The following is a 15491-nucleotide window of genomic DNA, read 5'->3' as shown; positions in this document are numbered from 1 at the left end:
TGTGCCACTCAGACGACTGACAGGCTCAGCGGATTTTTCCTTCGCTCGCTGTCAGCTCTTCCTTGTCGAAGTCATCCACGTCGATCACCTTGCGCCGTGCTGCTTCCGCCTCGCGCAGCGTCTGCGCCTCGGCGGCTTGCAGCACGCCGGCATTCAACGCCGCATCGATCACATGCTCGCCGCCCGCCGCTTTGACCTGACCACTTTTCACGCCGTGATGCAGTTTGCCGTGCAGGCTTTTCGCGGCACCGAGCAGGTCGCTTGCGTGTTGCAACGCGCCGACAGGATCGTCTGCAGAGGTCGGGCGATAGCAGCCGGCGAGCAGCGACTCCAGCGCCGGATCCCCTTTGGCGCGGCCGAGAATGTCGGCGACGTCGGCGTCGAGCAGGTCCGAAGTTCCCTTGTGGCGCCGGCCGAACGGGAAGACGATGACCCGCAACATCGCCCCGAGCACGCGGTTCGGGAAGTTGCTGAGCAGTTCATCGAGTGCGCGTTCCGACTCACCCAGCGCTTCCTCCATCGACCAGCGGAACAAAGGAACCAGTGCATCGGGATACTCCAGGTCGTGGAAGCGCTTGAGCGCCGCCGACGCCAGATAAAGATGGCTGAGCACATCGCCCAAGCGCGCTGACAGTCGTTCGCGGCGCTTCAACTCGCCGCCCAGCAGCATCATGCTCAAATCGGCGAGCATGGCGAAAGCCGCGGCCTGACGGTTGAGTGCGCGGAAATAACCCTGGCTCAGACGGTCGCCCGGCATGCGTTCGAAGTGGCCGAAACCCAGATTGAGCACCAGCGTGCTGGCGGCATTACGCACGGCGAAACCAATGTGCTGCAGCAGCAGGCCGTCGAACTCAACCACCGCGCGGTCCTGGTCTTCACGACCGGCCAGGGCCATCTCCTTGAGCACGAACGGATGGCAACGGATCGCGCCCTGGCCGAAGATCATCAGGTTGCGCGAAAGAATGTTGGCGCCTTCCACGGTGATGAAGATCGGCGCCCCTTGCCACGAACGGCCCAGATAGTTGTTCGGGCCCATGATGATGCCTTTGCCGCCATGCACGTCCATGGCGTGGGTGATGCACTCGCGACCGCGTTCGGTCAGGTGGTATTTGAGAATCGCCGACAGCACGGACGGCTTTTCCCCGAGGTCCACGGCGTTGGCGGTCAGCATGCGCGCGCTGTCCATCAGCCAGGCGTTGCCGCCGATGCGAGCCAGCGATTCCTGGATGCCCTCGAAGGCTGCCAGCGGCACGTTGAACTGCTGACGGATCTGCGTGTACTGACCGGTCACCAGACTGGTGTATTTGGCGGCACCGGTGCCGACCGCCGGCAGGGAGATCGAGCGTCCCACCGACAGGCAATTCATCAGCATCATCCAGCCCTTGCCGAGCATGGCCTGCCCACCGATCAGGTATTCCAGCGGAATGAACACGTCCTTGCCCGAATTGGGGCCGTTCATGAAGGCGGCGCCAAGCGGCAAGTGGCGACGACCGATTTCCACGCCCGGTGTGTCGGTGGGAATCAACGCCAGACTGATGCCCAGATCTTCTTCCTCGCCCAACAGATGCTCAGGGTCGTACGCCTTGAACGCAAGGCCGAGCAGGGTAGCGACCGGGCCGAGCGTGATGTAACGCTTCTCCCAGTTCAGACGCAGGCCGATGACTTCTTCGCCTTGCCACTGACCCTTGCAGATGATGCCGGTGTCAGGCATCGCTCCCGCGTCCGAACCTGCCAATGGGCCGGTGAGGGCGAAACACGGAATGTCTTCGCCGCGCGCCAGGCGAGGCAGGTAGTGGTTGCGCTGTTCGTCAGTGCCGTAATGCAGCAGCAACTCGGCTGGCCCCAACGAGTTGGGCACCATGACGGTCGAGGCGAGGTCGCCGCTGCGGGTCGCCAGTTTCATCGCCACCTGCGAGTGGGCGTAGGCCGAAAAGCCTTTGCCGCCGTACTCTTTCGGGATGATGAGGGCGAAGAAGCCGTGTGCCTTGATGTGCGCCCAGGCTTCGGCGGGCAAGTCCATGGCCTGACCGATTTCCCAGTCGCTGACCATCGCGCACAGCTCTTCGGTGGGACCATCGATGAACGCTTGTTCTTCCTCGGTCAGCCGGGATTTCGGATAGCTGAGCAGCGTGTCCCAGTCCGGACGGCCGCTGAACAGCTCACCGTCCCACCAGACCGTGCCCGCATCGATCGCGTCGCGCTCGGTTTCGGACATCGGCGGCAACACTTTCTGAAACCAGGCGAACATCGGCGCGCTGAAATGTTTGCGGCGCAGGTCCGGCAGAGCCAGCGGCAGCGCGACGGCCAGCCACAGCAACCAGGGAATGATCATCCAGCCATGGGCATGACTGAAGGCGCCCATCGCCAGCAGGTAAACCGCGACGATAGCCAGCGCGGGAAAGGGGGCGACACGTCGATGCGCTAACAGCGCCACGCCGATCACCAGAACAACGATCCACAACAACAGCATAAACAGCCCTCCTTGATGATGACGCTTCGAGCGCCATCGGCAACGCAGTCGGCCGCTCTGGCCCGCGCATCGATAGTGACCCCGTGCTGTCATGGGAGTTCGAGGGCTGGCCGATGCAGGCGAGGGTGTGGCTCGAACACCCGCATCGGGCAGCGTTGCAACCGTCGGGCGCGGTGAAGCGACCGGCTCGTTCCCACAGGCCATGCGGCTGCTTTGAAATCAGCGTTCCCCGGCGTCGATGGTTTAGACTGTCGCCCGCCGGTATAGCCACTTACTGCTGTTTTCCAGCGCGGGAGAATAAAAAACATGCTGAAGATCTGGGGCCGCAAGAATTCCTCCAACGTGCGCAAGGCGTTGTGGATCGCCGAGGAACTGGGGCTGCAATACGAGTCGATCGCCGCAGGCGGTGCGTTCGGCGTCAACGATCAGCCTGAGTACCTGAGCAAGAATCCCAATGGCGTGGTGCCGATGATCGAGGACGGCGACTTCGTGTTGTGGGAGTCGAACGCCATCGTTCGTTATCTGGCCGCCCAGTACGGCGCGCAGACTGCGCTGTACCCGGCCGATCCCAAGGCCCGCGCGCAAGCGGACAAGTGGATGGACTGGACCACCTCAACGTTCGCCGGCCCTTTCCGGACGGTGTTCTGGGGCGTGCTGCGGACACCGGCCGAGCAGCAGGACTGGGCGCAGATCAACGTCGCGAAGGTCACCATCGAAGGGATGTTGCGCATCGTCGACAAATGCCTGGCGACCCAGCCTTACCTGTCCGGCAGCGCGTTCGGCATGGGCGACATTCCGCTGGGCAGCTTTATTTATGCCTGGTTCGAGATGCCGATTGAACGCATCGAGTTGCCTCATCTCAAAGCCTGGTATGAGCGTCTGCAGCAGCGCGAGGCGTACCGCAAGGCGGTCATGACCGCGCTGACTTGAAGCTGACCGCGTTGCATTGATAAGTACTATCAATATATCTCGCTGTACTTGCGGGGTGTCGGCAAGCAACATTGCCGACGCCGCCCATGCAACCCCTCAGCGGACGCGGCGGTTTTAACTTTTGTATTCGTGAGTCTTTCCTTTTTCCTTTCTATTGGTGTGTTTTCAGTCATGAGTTCAGCTCTGTCCATCCGGCAGCTAACCAAGACCTACGGCAACGGTTTCCAGGCCCTCAAGGGCATCGATCTGGACGTCGCCGAGGGTGATTTCTTCGCATTGCTCGGCCCCAATGGCGCCGGCAAATCCACAACCATCGGCATCATCTCGACGCTGGTCAACAAGACCGGCGGCACGGTCAACATCTTCGGTCATGACCTGGACCGCAATCCGGCGCAGCTCAAGCGCTCGATCGGCGTGGTGCCGCAGGAATTCAACTTCAACCAGTTCGAAAAGACTTTCGACATCGTCGTGACCCAGGCCGGTTATTACGGCATCCCGCCGAAGATCGCCAAAGAACGCGCCGAGCAGTACCTCACGCAGTTGGGCCTCTGGGACAAACGCAATGTGCCGTCGCGCTCGTTGTCGGGCGGCATGAAGCGTCGTCTGATGATCGCCCGCGCGCTGATTCACGAACCGCGCTTGCTGATCCTCGACGAACCCACAGCCGGCGTTGACATCGAGCTGCGTCGTTCGATGTGGACATTCCTCACCGAGCTGAACGAGAAGGGCATCACCATCATCCTCACCACGCATTATCTGGAAGAGGCTGAACAGTTGTGCCGCAACATCGGCATCATCGATCACGGCACGATCATCGAAAACACCGGCATGAAGACGCTGCTCAACAAGCTGCACGTCGAGACCTTCCTGCTGGACCTCAAGGACCCGATGCAGACCGCACCGCAGCTGGCGGGATACCCGTCGCGGCTGGTGGACAGCCATACGCTGGAAGTGCAGGTCGACAAAACCGTGGGGATTACCGCGCTGTTCGGTCAACTGGCCCTGCAAAACGTTCAGGTACTGAGCCTGCGCAATAAAACCAACCGCCTGGAGGAGTTGTTCGTGGGCCTGGTAGAAAAGAACTTGTCGAAGGTGGCGGTATGAGTTCGGAGCTGCGCCCCAACCTGATCGCCATGAACACCATCGTCTATCGCGAAGTGCGTCGCTTCATGCGCATCTGGCCGCAGACGCTGCTGCCGCCCGCTATCACCATGGTGCTGTACTTTGTCATCTTCGGTAACCTGATCGGCCGGCAAATCGGTGACATGGGCGGCTTCACGTACATGCAGTACATCGTTCCGGGCCTGATCATGATGTCAGTGATCACCAACTCTTACGGCAACGTGGTCTCGAGCTTTTTCGGCGCGAAGTTCCAGCGTTCGGTAGAGGAGCTGATGGTGTCGCCGGTGTCGCCGCACACGATCCTGATCGGCTACACCATCGGCGGCGTGCTGCGCGGGCTGGCGGTGGGCGTGATCGTGACGATCCTGTCGATGTTCTTCACCGATCTGCAGGTTCATCACCTGGGCGTCACCGTGGTGGTCGTGGTGCTGACGGCGACGATCTTCTCGCTGCTGGGCTTCATCAACGCCGTGTTTGCGCGCAACTTCGACGATATCTCGATCATCCCGACGTTCGTGCTGACGCCGCTGACCTACCTGGGCGGCGTGTTCTACTCCATCAACCTGCTGCCGCCGTTCTGGCAGACCGTATCGCTCGCCAACCCGGTGCTGCACATGGTCAACGCCTTCCGCTTCGGCATCCTCGGGGTGTCCGACATCAAGATCAGCATCGCACTGGCCTTCATGGTCGTGGCCACCATCGTCCTGTATCTGGGCTGCGCGCGGTTGTTGGTCAGCGGGCGCGGGATGCGTCAGTAACGTTCCGCCACTGAGCACCGCCCAGGCCCGTGACTTGCCCCGCGATCAGCGAAGCCCGGCCATCAACCCGATGACGCCGGCTTCGCTGAAATGACTCACTATCCGGGTTTGCTGCTGCCAGGCAGCAGACCGCGGGAAATCGCTCCCGGAACATTCCGTAAGACAGCCCTCATCGCCCGCGTAGGACTGTTCTGAAACTGCAAAACCTGCTTCCTCGCACACCTTACCCCTTCCGTTGGCCTGCCCCTATCCTTGAGGAACTTCACTCAGAAAGGAATCGGCGACATGGCGTTTGACGGATTTATCAAACTGGACGGCATTGCAGGCGAGTCACTGGATCAGCGGCACAAAGATTGGATCGAGATCGTTGCCTATAACTTCGGCGTTAACCAGAGCACCTCGGCAAGCGCCAGTTCGAACGGCGGCGCGGGCTCGGGGCGGGCCAACCTGACGGACTTCAGCTTCACCAAGCGCCTGGACAAATCCAGCGCCCGGCTCTTCGAAGCCAGTTGCTCTGGCGAGCACATTAAAGAACTGACTTTGTGTCTGTACCGCGCCGGTGGCGAAAAGCTCAAATACTACGAAGTGCGCCTTGAGGAAGTCATTATCTCGGACTTCTCGCAAAACGGCGAAAGCGGCGAGCCTTTGGAAGAAGTGCAGATCAACTTTGGCCGGATCAACATTGTCTACACCCAACAGAAACGCAGCGACGGCGGCGCAGGAGGCAATGTCTCCGGCGGCTGGGACCGCATCGCCAATAAGCGCTTCGGCTGAGGCGCCGGACATGACCAAGCCGTACGTTTTTATCAACGAACAGATGCAATCCTACGCCACACTGAAAAACCGCGTTGGCGGCAACGCGAAGTTCGACACGCTCAATGCGCACCTCCTCAATGTCGTGGTCATGCCCGGCCAGATTGTGGTGATGGGCGACCTTTCGACGCGCACAGTGACGGTTGAGGAAACCGAACTGATGGACTACGCCCGCAACGTGCGCAGACAACTGAGCCAGCATCAGGCCGGGGCCGATGGGCTCGTCATCAAGAACTATGACCTGTTGCAGCACATGCTCGGATATGGATCGCTGGGGCTTGGCGCCGCGACGAGCAGCTGGAGTGCGCACCTAGAGAGCATCAAGGAGACGCTGGATGACATCGAGCGGCTTTATAAACTGTCGCTCACCCGAGGTACTCCCATCGCCCGACAGGAGTTCATCAACCAACGCAAAGTCCTTTTCGCCAAACTTGATATTCAACTGCAAGGTATTGCGCGCTGGGGGACGAAGTTGAGAAAGAAGGGGTCGATCAAAAAGATGCTCGGGATCTCGACGAAGAGTTATTTGCATACGGGGGAGATTCAGGGGTATGCGAAGAAAATCGGCGGTATCGCTAAGGCGGTCAAAGTACTCAAAAAGGGATCAGCAGTTGGCATAGGGATGAATGTTTTGTCGAGTGCTCTGGAAGTCAAGGAGGCGTGCTCCGCTGGAAGAGACGACTTGTGCAGAAGGGCCCACTACGTGGAAGGCACAAAACTAGTGTCGGGAATCGCCAGCGGTTCTATCGGTGGCGCTGCTGCAGGTTATTTGATGACAAGCATCTGCACAGTCGTATTCGCTGTTCCAACAGGAGGATTGAGTTCCCTCGGGTGTGGAATAGTGGGCGGGCTGGTAGGCGGATATGCTGGAGGAGCAATGGGCGAGTTGTACGGCGAACTTGCAGGCGAGATGCTCTATGATTGGGCTCCAAAGTGATGCCCCCGACTTTGGGTATTCTTTCCCTCATTCTCCTGTGCTGTACGCTCTTGACGACACTGACCATGGTCATTTTCGCTTATCGGAAAATCGATTTGCTCGAGGGTTATCTCGAAGGCTGCAAGTGCATATCGGACACTCGCTCCAACTGGGGCGGCGGCATCATAGGAAGGCAGATGCGGATGAACATGGTGTCGATAGTTTTGACATTTCCCCAAACAATGCACGCTAAAGGATATATAACTGCAGACGCCAACTTAAGCGTTCCTGAAAGATTGAGAAGACAGGTATTTTGGCACTACTTAGCCCTCCATCTGGTCTTTGGATGCATGATCGCATTTTACGCTGTCATTAAATTCCGGTAGGGGCGTCCCATCACCGCAGCACGCCGCCGCGACTGCGCAGGACGCAAACTTTTGGGAGTGAGCCAACTGTCTCTAACGCGATTTCGATCATTGGCATAACCCCCGAAGCCTTCCCGGCTAAAGCCGGTCCTACGAAAAACTTGCGGCATCTGTAGGACCGGCTTCAGCCGGGAAGAGGCCGGTGCATTTTCACCTCAACGTGCACACAGACCGAATTCGCAAGCAAGGCCGCTCCCAACTTCAGTGTTCCGGTTAGCGTCTTTTTGCCTTTCGCCTGCGCCACTGCCGCCCGACCCACCAGCGCCAATACGCCATCGTCCCGAAATACCCCACCAGACCCGCGACCACGCCTGCAACCACGGAGCCCAGCAGAAACGGCTGCCACAGCGTGGTCAGCTGGCCGCTGATCCAGTCCCAGCTCAGTTCGTCCGGAAAGCTGCGCGGTGGAAGCCCCAGCAGCAACGCGCCGATCTTGTAGGTGATGTAGAACACCGGTGGCATGGTCAGCGGGTTGGTCAGCCAGCACAGGCTGACGGCGATCGGCATGTTCGCGCGGACCCATATCGCGAGGATCGCCGCCAGCAGCATCTGCAGCGGCATCGGCATCAGCGCCGCGAACAGGCCGATGCCCATGGCTCGCGCAACCGAGTGACGGTTGAGGTGCCAGAGGTTTGGATCATGCAGGAGGGTGCCGAGAAATCGTAAGGACTTGTGTTCCCGGATGCTGTTCGGATCGGGCATGTAGCGCTTGAACAGATGGCGTGGCATACGTGAATCCGGCAGTGAGGGCGGAAAATTCGGGCAAGTATGCACGGATAGTGACCTGCGAAAATTCAGACTTTGTGACAATTAATAAATCGGCGGGAGCGTGGGTGGGCTAAGTCATGAAGGTGGATTTCACCCGATGACAAGGAAAGCCTTATGCGCACAGGGATGGTCGCGCTTGCGACGGGATTGCTGTTGTTGCGTTTTCTGCCCGTGCTGCCGCCGGTCTGGTTATTGCTGGTCATGCCGCTCGTGGCACTGATGCTGCTGCCGTTTCGAACGTATCCGCTGGCCTTCTTTCTGTTCGGCCTCGCCTGGGCGTGCTTCTCGGCCAGGTCGGCCCTGCACGACCGGTTGCCCGAGCGCTATGACGGCCAGACGTTCTGGCTGGAAGGCCGAGTCGCCGGTTTGCCGCAAACCATCGACGGTGTCGTGCGTTTTCAGCTGCAGCAGCCCGAATCCCGACGGACCCGGCTACCCGAGCAGATCCGGCTGGGCTGGTATGGCGGACCGCCGGTCAACAGTGGCGAGCGTTGGCGGCTGGCGGTCAAGCTCAAGCGACCGGGCGGTCTGGTCAATCCTGGCGCATTCGATTATGAGGCCTGGCTGCTGTCTCAGCGGATTGGCGCGACCGGCACTGTGGTCGACGGACAGATGCTCGCGCCTGCGCAACGCAACTGGCGCGACGGCCTGCGTCAGCGTTTGCTCGCGGTTGATGCGCAGGGCCGGCAAGGCGGCTTGGCGGCATTGGTGCTGGGCGACGACTCAGGCCTCAGCCCCGAGGACTGGCAGGTGCTGCAAGACACCGGCACCATCCATCTGCTGGTGATCTCCGGCACGCACATCGGCTTGCTTGCCGGTCTGTTGTACGGGCTGGTTGCCGGGCTTGCCCGTTGGGGAGCATGGCCACGGCGTCTGCCCTGGTTGCCTTGTGCCTGCATCGTTGCCTTCGGCGGCGCGCTGGCCTACGGGTCTCTCGCCGGTTTCGAAGTGCCGGTGCAGAGAGCCTGCGTGATGCTCGGACTGGTCCTGCTCTGGCGGCTGCGCTTTCGCCATCTGGGTGTCACATGGCCCTTGTTGATTGCGCTGAATCTGGTGCTGATCACTGAGCCGTTGGTCAGCCTCAGGCCAGGATTCTGGCTGTCCTTCGCCGCGGTGGGCATTCTCATGCTGATTTTCGGCGGACGGCTGGGTCGCTGGACCTGGCTGCAAAGCTGGACCCGGGCGCAGTGGCTGATCGCCGTCGGTCTGCTGCCGGTCCTGCTGGCGCTGAACCTGCCAGTGAGCATCAGCGGCCCCGCGGTCAATCTGCTGGCCGTGCCGTGGATCAGCCTTTTCGTTCTCCCGCTGGCGTTGCTCGGGACGCTGTTGCTGGCCCTGCCTGTCTTCGGTGAGCCGCTGCTCTGGCTGGCGGGTGGCTCGATGGACTGGCTGTTCCGCTTTCTCGCTGTCATGGCCGAAGTCGCCCCGGCGTGGTCCGGCCCGCAGGTGCCCGGCTGGATCTGGCCCATCAGCCTGCTTGGCGCGCTCGTGTTGTTGCTGCCTGAAGGCGTGCCCATGCGTCTGCTGGGTTGGCCGTTGCTGGCGTTGTGCGTTTTCCCTCCCCAGCAGACTGTGCCGGCGGGCGAGGTACAGGTGCAGCAGCTGGATGTGGGCCAAGGCTTGGCGATCGTGCTGCGAACCCGGCAGCACACCTTGCTCTACGATGCCGGGCCGCGCTTTGGCGAATTCGATATCGGCGAGCGAGTGGTGCTCCCCGCGATCCGGCGCGCCGGGCTCACTCGTCTGGACGTGATGCTGCTCAGTCACGCCGACGCCGATCACGCCGGTGGCGCCGCGGCAATCCTCGAGGGGCTGTCGGTCGACCGGGTACTGGCAGGCGACGTAGGACGTTTACCTGCCGAGTTGCAGGCCGAGTCCTGTCGTAACGGCGAAAGCTGGACGTGGGATGAAGTGACTTTTTCCACGTGGATCCGGGAAAACGCGGCGCCAGGCAACCAGGCGTCCTGCGTGCTGAAAGTCGAGGCCAAGGGCGAACGTCTGTTGCTGACCGGCGACATCGATGTCGATGCCGAGCGTGCCATGCTGGCCGATGGGTTCGATGCGCGAGCCGAGTGGCTGCAATCGCCTCATCACGGCAGCCGCAGCTCATCGTCTCGCGCTTTTCTGCGAGCGGTCGGCGCCCACAGCGTGCTGATATCGCGAGGGCGCAACAATGCCTTCGGCCACCCGCACCCGCTGGTGATGTCACGCTATCAGTGGTCCGGCATGCGGGTGTACGACAGTGCCGAATCGGGCGCCATCACGCTGCAGCTGGGCGCTCGGCAGGACGCGAGCGGGGAGCGCCAGAGCAAGCGCTTCTGGCGCGACTGATGTCCGGTTATTCATCGCCGCGATTGCCCAGCCGACGACGCGATCCGGCGAGCCTATGTTAGAGTGGCGCCACTTTTTTTCAGGGGGTGGTCGCTGTGTGGGAGCTGGTCAAATCTGGTGGCTGGATGATGCTACCGATCATTTTGAGTTCCATTGCCGCCGTTGGAATCATCATCGAGCGCCTCTGGACACTGCGCGCCAGCCGCATCACACCGCCGCATCTGCTCGGTCAGGTGTGGCGCTGGATTCAAGACAAACAACTGAGCGGCGACAAGCTCAAAGAACTGCGCGTCGACTCCCCGCTGGGTGAAATCCTCGCCGCTGGCCTCGCCAACTCCCGGCATGGCCGCGAGATTATGAAAGAATGCATCGAGGAGGCCGCAGCCCGCGTCATTCACGAGCTGGAGCGCTACCTTGCGACGCTGGGCACCATCGCGGCAATGGCGCCGCTGCTGGGTCTGCTGGGTACCGTGCTGGGCATGATCGACATTTTCAGCTCGTTCACCAGCACCGGCATGACCGGCAACGCGGGCATGCTCGCAGGCGGCATCGCCAAGGCACTGATCTGCACGGCCTCGGGCCTGACCGTGGCGATCCCGACCATCTTTTTCCATCGCTACCTGCAAAACCGCGTCGACGAACTGGTGGTCGGCATGGAACAGGAAGCCATCAAACTGGTGGAAGTGGTGCAAGGCGACCGCGATGTCGATCTGACCGGCGCCAAACCTGACCTCAAGGCCGCCGCGCGTGGCGAGGGCAGGAAGAAGTGAAATTCCGCCGTCGCAAACCTCGGGAGACCATCGACATCAATCTGGTGTCGCTGATCGATGTGGTGTTCATTCTCTTGCTGTTCTTCGTCGTGACCACGACTTTCACGCGGGAAACCCAGTTGCGCGTCGACCTGCCCCAGGCAGTGACCGGTGCGTCGGCCGACGATGTCGACAAGAAGCACGTGGACATCACGATCAACGCCGATGGCGTGTATTCGGTGAATAACACGCTGCTGGCGGACAGCAAGCTGGAAACCCTCATCGACGCCCTGCAGAAAGAATCGGGTGGCGACACCAATCTACCGTTGTCCATCAGCGCCGATGGCAAGACGCCTCATCAGGCGGTGATCACGGCGATGGATGCGGCCGGCAAACTGGGTTTCGCTCACTTGCGCATGACCACTGTCGAGGCCGCATCGGCTAACTGATGGCACTGACCGACCGATTGCTTGACGCCTGGTACAAAGGCCATCCGGCACTGGCTTTGCTGCGTCCGCTCGAAAGCCTGTATCGGCGGGTGGTCCACGGCAAGCGCGCGCGTTTTCTCGCCGGCCAGGGTGATATCTACAAGGCCCCCGTGCCGGTTATCGTGGTCGGCAACATCACCGTCGGCGGCACGGGAAAAACGCCGCTGATTCTCTGGATGATCGATTATTGCCGTCGCCGCGGATTACGGGTCGGCGTGGTCAGTCGCGGCTACGGCGCCACGCCGCCGAGCCTGCCCTGGCGCGTGGCGGCCGGGCAGAGCGCGGCCCAGGCGGGTGACGAGCCGCTGTTGATCGTCAAACGCACGGGTGTGCCGTTGATGATCGATCCTGACCGATCCCGGGCGGTGCGAGCCCTGCTGGCACAGGAGCCGCTGGACCTGATTCTTTCCGACGACGGTCTGCAGCATTACCGGCTGGCCCGTGATCTCGAACTGGTGCTGATCGACGCCGCTCGCGGGCTGGGAAACCGGCGCTGCCTGCCGGCTGGCCCGCTGCGCGAACCGGTCGAGCGCCTGCAGAGCGTCGACGCGCTGCTTTACAACGGCGCGGCGGATGATCGCGATGACGGCTACACGTTTCAGTTGCAGCCCAGCGCGCTGGTCAATCTGCTGAGTGGCGAGCGTCACCCGGTCGATCACTTTCCCGAAGGCCAGGCGCTGCATGCGGTCGCCGGAATCGGTAACCCGCAACGTTTCTTCAAAACCCTTGAAGGACTACACTGGCGGCCTGTTCCCCATGCATTCGCCGATCATGCGGTGTTCAGCGCAGAGGCCCTTGCGTTCACGCCCGCGCTGCCCATCGTCATGACCGAGAAAGACGCCGTGAAGTGTGCATCCTTCGCGGCCCCCGACTGGTGGTACCTGGCCGTGGAAGCCGTGCCTTCCGCTGCCTTCGTCAGTTGGTTCGATTCGCAGTTAAACCGTCTTCTGCCATGATTCGCTCAGGATTTCCTATGGACACCAAATTGCTCGACATCCTCGCTTGCCCGATCTGCAAAGGTCCGCTCAAGCTCAGCGCCGATAAAACCGAGCTGATCAGCAAAGGCGCAGGCCTGGCCTATCCGATCCGTGATGGCATTCCGGTCATGCTGGAAAGCGAAGCCCGCACCCTGACCACCGACGAGCGTCTGGACAAATGACCGCACCGTTTACCGTTGTCATTCCCGCGCGTTACGGCTCCAGCCGCTTTCCCGGTAAACCCCTGAAAACCATCGCCGGCAAGCCGATGATTCAGCACGTATGGGAGCAGGCGCGCAAAAGCAGCGCCGAGCGCGTGGTCGTCGCGACCGATGACGCGCGCATCGTCGAGGCCTGTCAGGCGTTCGGCGCCGAAGTGCTGATGACCCGCGACGACCACAACTCCGGCACCGACCGGCTGGCAGAAGTCGCTGCGCTGCTGGGGTTGGCCAATGACGCCATCGTCGTCAACGTCCAGGGTGACGAGCCGATGATTCCTCCGGCGGTGATCGATCAAGTCGCCGACAACCTGGCTGCGCATCCCGAAGCCCGGATGTCGACGCTGGCCGAGCCCATCGAAGACGTGACGTCGCTGTTCAATCCCAATGTGGTCAAGGTCTGCTCCGATATCAACGGCCTGGCCCTGACGTTCAGTCGTGCGCCGCTGCCGTGGGCTCGCGATGCGCTGGCAAAAAGCCGCGACACGTTGCCCGAAGGCGTGCCGTACCGCCGCCACATCGGGATTTACGCCTATCGCGCCGGTTTCCTGCATGACTTCGTCAGCTGGGGACCGTGCTGGCTGGAAAACACCGAAAACCTCGAGCAGTTGCGCGCCCTGTGGCATGGCGTGCGTATCCACGTCGCGGACGCCCTCGAAGCACCTCCGGCGGGTGTCGACACCGCTGAAGACCTGGAACGCGTGCGGCGTTTGCTGGAGATCTGATGAGCATGGGTTTTGCCGTTTCGATGCCCCATACGCAGGTTCGCCCATGACACTGCAGCTGCAATCCGATGTGTCACTCAAGCCCTACAACACCTTTGGCGTGGACGTGCGTGCGCGCCTGTTTGCCGAAGCGCGCACCGACGAGGACGTGCGTGAAGCGCTGGCCTATTCGGCGCAGAACCGCATCGGCCTGTTGGTGTTGGGCGGCGGCAGCAACCTGTTGCTCACCGGTGATGTCGATGCGCTGGTACTGCGCATGGCCAGTCGTGGCATTCGCATCGTTCATGAGGACTGCGATCGCGCCATCGTCGAGGCAGAGGCAGGCGAACCCTGGCACCCGTTCGTTCAGGACATGCTCGCCCAAGGCCTCGCCGGACTGGAGAACCTGAGCCTGATCCCGGGCACGGTCGGGGCTGCGCCCATGCAGAACATCGGTGCTTACGGCGTCGAGCTCAAAGATGTTTTCCACAGCCTGGTCGCCATGGACCGGCTCAACGGTGAGCTGAAGGAGTTTTCGCTACAGGACTGCGCCTTCGGCTATCGCGACAGTGTGTTCAAGCATCAGACCGGCCGCTGGCTGATTCTGCGGGTGCGCTTTGCGTTGACCTTTGCTGCCCGACTGCACCTGGATTACGGTCCTGTTCGCCAGCGCCTCGAGGAGCAGGGCATCAAGGACCCGACGCCTGTGCACGTCAGCAAAGCGATCTGTGCGATCCGCAGCGAGAAGCTGCCCGACCCGGCAGTCCTCGGCAACGCCGGCAGTTTCTTCAAAAATCCGCTGGTGCCGACCGACGTTGCTGCACGCATCAAGCAGGCTCATCCCGGTCTGGTGACTTATCCTCAGCCTGACGGGCAGGTCAAACTGGCGGCGGGCTGGTTGATCGAGCAAGCGGGCTGGAAAGGCTTTCGTGAAGGCGATGCTGGCGTTCATGCTTTGCAGTCGCTGGTACTGGTCAACTATGGCTCAGCCTCCGGACAGGACCTGCTCAATCTGGCTCAGCGGATTCAGGCCGATGTCCTCGAGCGCTTCGGCGTGACGCTGGAAATGGAGCCTAATCTCTACTGAGGTCCAGGCCGGGCTTTGCCGTGGTTTTTGCCGTCAGGGCGTGTCTGTCATCGAGTACAGAGGTCAAGCATGAGTGAAACCCTGTGTGCCATCGTGCTTGCCGCCGGGTTGGGCAGCCGCTTTCGTCAAGTCGCCGGCAGCCATCGCAATAAGCTGCTGGCACAATGCACCGGGCGTGACGGGGTCGAGCGCTCGGTTCTCGAGCAGGTTTTGGTCAGCGTCAGCACCGTCGCGGACACCATCGTGCTGCTGACCCGCCCCGACTATTGCAGCGTGGCCGAACTCGCCCTGCGCCACGGTTGTCAGGTCGTCGTGCTGGACTCGCCCGGAATGGGCGACAGCATTGCCGCTGCCGTGGCGGCCGAACCTGATCATCGCGGCTGGCTCGTCGTCCTGGGCGACATGCCTTTCATCAGTCCCGAAACCCTTCGGTACGTTGCGTCGAGCCTTGAGGACGACGCAATCAGCGTCCCGGTGCATGCCGGCAAGTACGGGCATCCGGTGGGCTTTGGTCGGCATTTCGGTGCTTCACTGATGGCATTGACAGGCGAGAAGGGCGCCCGACGTCTGTTTCAAGGGGCGAACGTCAAAGAGCTCCATACAGAAGACTCAGGCGTGCTGTGGGATGTGGACGTGCCTGCCGCGCTGGTTTTCAAATAACCGGGTTTTCCTTATCGCTGTGTCCAGTCCTGAAATAGGTTTACACCTGTTTCACCCTTAAAACGCTCGATGCAT

15 protein-coding genes are annotated in these 15491 nt (G+C 61.3%); 13 read left to right on the top strand and 2 right to left on the bottom strand.

The features are described 5' to 3' along the window. Positions 1 to 25 precede the first annotated feature (25 nt). Entirely contained in the window at positions 26 to 2470 is a 2445-nt protein-coding gene (locus QRN36_RS22005; RefSeq protein ID WP_285426007.1) for an acyl-CoA dehydrogenase, read from the bottom strand. Between the two features lie 306 nt (positions 2471 to 2776). On the opposite strand from QRN36_RS22005, the gene QRN36_RS22000 reads away from it, so the two are divergent. From QRN36_RS22000 to QRN36_RS21980, 5 genes are all read left to right on the top strand, one after another. Further along, positions 2777 to 3400 (top strand): glutathione S-transferase family protein, encoded by a 624-nt coding sequence (locus QRN36_RS22000; protein ID WP_285426006.1) that lies wholly within the window; start codon positions 2777 to 2779, stop codon positions 3398 to 3400. A 171-nt stretch (positions 3401 to 3571) separates the two neighbouring features. After that, positions 3572 to 4504, top strand: coding sequence for an ABC transporter ATP-binding protein (locus QRN36_RS21995; protein ID WP_093464117.1), 933 nt, complete (start codon positions 3572 to 3574; stop codon positions 4502 to 4504). Continuing rightward, the gene (locus QRN36_RS21990) at positions 4501 to 5280 is read left to right on the top strand and encodes an ABC transporter permease (RefSeq protein ID WP_093464120.1); all 780 of its coding nucleotides are present in this window, start codon (positions 4501 to 4503) and stop codon (positions 5278 to 5280) included. The genes QRN36_RS21995 and QRN36_RS21990 overlap by 4 nt, the downstream gene beginning before the upstream one ends. Positions 5281 to 5565: 285 nt before the next feature. After that, complete coding sequence (locus tag QRN36_RS21985; RefSeq protein ID WP_285426005.1) at positions 5566 to 6054, top strand: type VI secretion system tube protein Hcp; 489 nt, start codon at positions 5566 to 5568, stop codon at positions 6052 to 6054. A 10-nt stretch (positions 6055 to 6064) separates the two neighbouring features. Further along, the gene (locus QRN36_RS21980) at positions 6065 to 7030 is read left to right on the top strand and encodes a hypothetical protein (RefSeq protein ID WP_285426004.1); all 966 of its coding nucleotides are present in this window, start codon (positions 6065 to 6067) and stop codon (positions 7028 to 7030) included. Positions 7031 to 7647: 617 nt separating this feature from the next. On the opposite strand, the gene QRN36_RS21975 is transcribed toward QRN36_RS21980, so the two are convergent. Beyond that, positions 7648 to 8163: a DUF2062 domain-containing protein gene (locus tag QRN36_RS21975; RefSeq protein WP_285426003.1), complete on the bottom strand. Its 516-nt coding sequence runs from the start codon at positions 8161 to 8163 to the stop codon at positions 7648 to 7650. Positions 8164 to 8316: 153 nt separating this feature from the next. Between QRN36_RS21975 and QRN36_RS21970 the strand changes: the two genes are divergently transcribed. From QRN36_RS21970 to QRN36_RS21935, 8 genes are all read left to right on the top strand, one after another. Continuing rightward, on the top strand, positions 8317 to 10533 hold the full coding sequence (locus tag QRN36_RS21970; RefSeq protein ID WP_285426002.1) for a DNA internalization-related competence protein ComEC/Rec2: 2217 nt from the start codon (positions 8317 to 8319) through the stop codon (positions 10531 to 10533). Between the two features lie 95 nt (positions 10534 to 10628). Further along, positions 10629 to 11303: a MotA/TolQ/ExbB proton channel family protein gene (locus tag QRN36_RS21965; protein ID WP_285426001.1), complete on the top strand. Its 675-nt coding sequence runs from the start codon at positions 10629 to 10631 to the stop codon at positions 11301 to 11303. Further along, the gene (locus QRN36_RS21960; protein ID WP_093469673.1) at positions 11300 to 11731 is read left to right on the top strand and encodes a biopolymer transporter ExbD; all 432 of its coding nucleotides are present in this window, start codon (positions 11300 to 11302) and stop codon (positions 11729 to 11731) included. Before QRN36_RS21965 ends, QRN36_RS21960 begins: the two co-directional genes overlap by 4 nt. Beyond that, a complete protein-coding gene (gene lpxK / locus QRN36_RS21955) occupies positions 11731 to 12726 on the top strand; it encodes a tetraacyldisaccharide 4'-kinase (protein WP_285426000.1) in 996 nt (331 codons plus the stop codon). The genes QRN36_RS21960 and lpxK overlap by 1 nt, the downstream gene beginning before the upstream one ends. A gap of 17 nt (positions 12727 to 12743) precedes the next feature. Next, the gene (locus QRN36_RS21950) at positions 12744 to 12929 is read left to right on the top strand and encodes a Trm112 family protein (RefSeq protein WP_003174668.1); all 186 of its coding nucleotides are present in this window, start codon (positions 12744 to 12746) and stop codon (positions 12927 to 12929) included. Next, positions 12926 to 13690, top strand: a complete 765-nt coding sequence (gene kdsB, locus QRN36_RS21945; RefSeq protein WP_093469667.1) for a 3-deoxy-manno-octulosonate cytidylyltransferase — start codon at positions 12926 to 12928, stop codon at positions 13688 to 13690. The genes QRN36_RS21950 and kdsB overlap by 4 nt, the downstream gene beginning before the upstream one ends. A gap of 46 nt (positions 13691 to 13736) precedes the next feature. After that, positions 13737 to 14756, top strand: a complete 1020-nt coding sequence (murB, locus tag QRN36_RS21940) for a UDP-N-acetylmuramate dehydrogenase (RefSeq protein ID WP_285425999.1) — start codon at positions 13737 to 13739, stop codon at positions 14754 to 14756. Between the two features lie 69 nt (positions 14757 to 14825). Then, positions 14826 to 15416 carry a nucleotidyltransferase family protein gene (locus QRN36_RS21935; protein ID WP_285425998.1) on the top strand — a complete coding sequence of 197 codons (591 nt, stop codon included), beginning with the start codon at positions 14826 to 14828 and terminating at the stop codon, positions 15414 to 15416. Positions 15417 to 15491 lie beyond the last annotated feature (75 nt).

The organism is Pseudomonas sp. efr-133-TYG-103a (assembly GCF_030209235.1).
GTDB lineage: Bacteria > Pseudomonadota > Gammaproteobacteria > Pseudomonadales > Pseudomonadaceae > Aquipseudomonas.
This window is presented reverse-complemented; position numbering and strand designations above follow the sequence as displayed.

What these genes read in the sequence shown, in the direction of transcription:
- QRN36_RS22000 (WP_285426006.1), top strand. Translation starts at nt 2,777, where the DNA reads ATGCTGAAGATCTGGGGCCGCAAGAATTCCTCCAACGTGCGCAAGGCG.
- murB (WP_285425999.1), top strand. Translation starts at nt 13,737, where the DNA reads ATGACACTGCAGCTGCAATCCGATGTGTCACTCAAGCCCTACAACACC.
- QRN36_RS21970 (WP_285426002.1), top strand. Translation starts at nt 8,317, where the DNA reads ATGCGCACAGGGATGGTCGCGCTTGCGACGGGATTGCTGTTGTTGCGT.
- lpxK (WP_285426000.1), top strand. Translation starts at nt 11,731, where the DNA reads ATGGCACTGACCGACCGATTGCTTGACGCCTGGTACAAAGGCCATCCG.
- QRN36_RS21975 (WP_285426003.1), bottom strand. Translation starts at nt 8,163, where the DNA reads ATGCCACGCCATCTGTTCAAGCGCTACATGCCCGATCCGAACAGCATC.
- kdsB (WP_093469667.1), top strand. Translation starts at nt 12,926, where the DNA reads ATGACCGCACCGTTTACCGTTGTCATTCCCGCGCGTTACGGCTCCAGC.
- QRN36_RS21995 (WP_093464117.1), top strand. Translation starts at nt 3,572, where the DNA reads ATGAGTTCAGCTCTGTCCATCCGGCAGCTAACCAAGACCTACGGCAAC.
- QRN36_RS21985 (WP_285426005.1), top strand. Translation starts at nt 5,566, where the DNA reads ATGGCGTTTGACGGATTTATCAAACTGGACGGCATTGCAGGCGAGTCA.
- QRN36_RS21990 (WP_093464120.1), top strand. Translation starts at nt 4,501, where the DNA reads ATGAGTTCGGAGCTGCGCCCCAACCTGATCGCCATGAACACCATCGTC.
- QRN36_RS21935 (WP_285425998.1), top strand. Translation starts at nt 14,826, where the DNA reads ATGAGTGAAACCCTGTGTGCCATCGTGCTTGCCGCCGGGTTGGGCAGC.
- QRN36_RS21980 (WP_285426004.1), top strand. Translation starts at nt 6,065, where the DNA reads ATGACCAAGCCGTACGTTTTTATCAACGAACAGATGCAATCCTACGCC.
- QRN36_RS22005 (WP_285426007.1), bottom strand. Translation starts at nt 2,470, where the DNA reads ATGCTGTTGTTGTGGATCGTTGTTCTGGTGATCGGCGTGGCGCTGTTA.
- QRN36_RS21950 (WP_003174668.1), top strand. Translation starts at nt 12,744, where the DNA reads ATGGACACCAAATTGCTCGACATCCTCGCTTGCCCGATCTGCAAAGGT.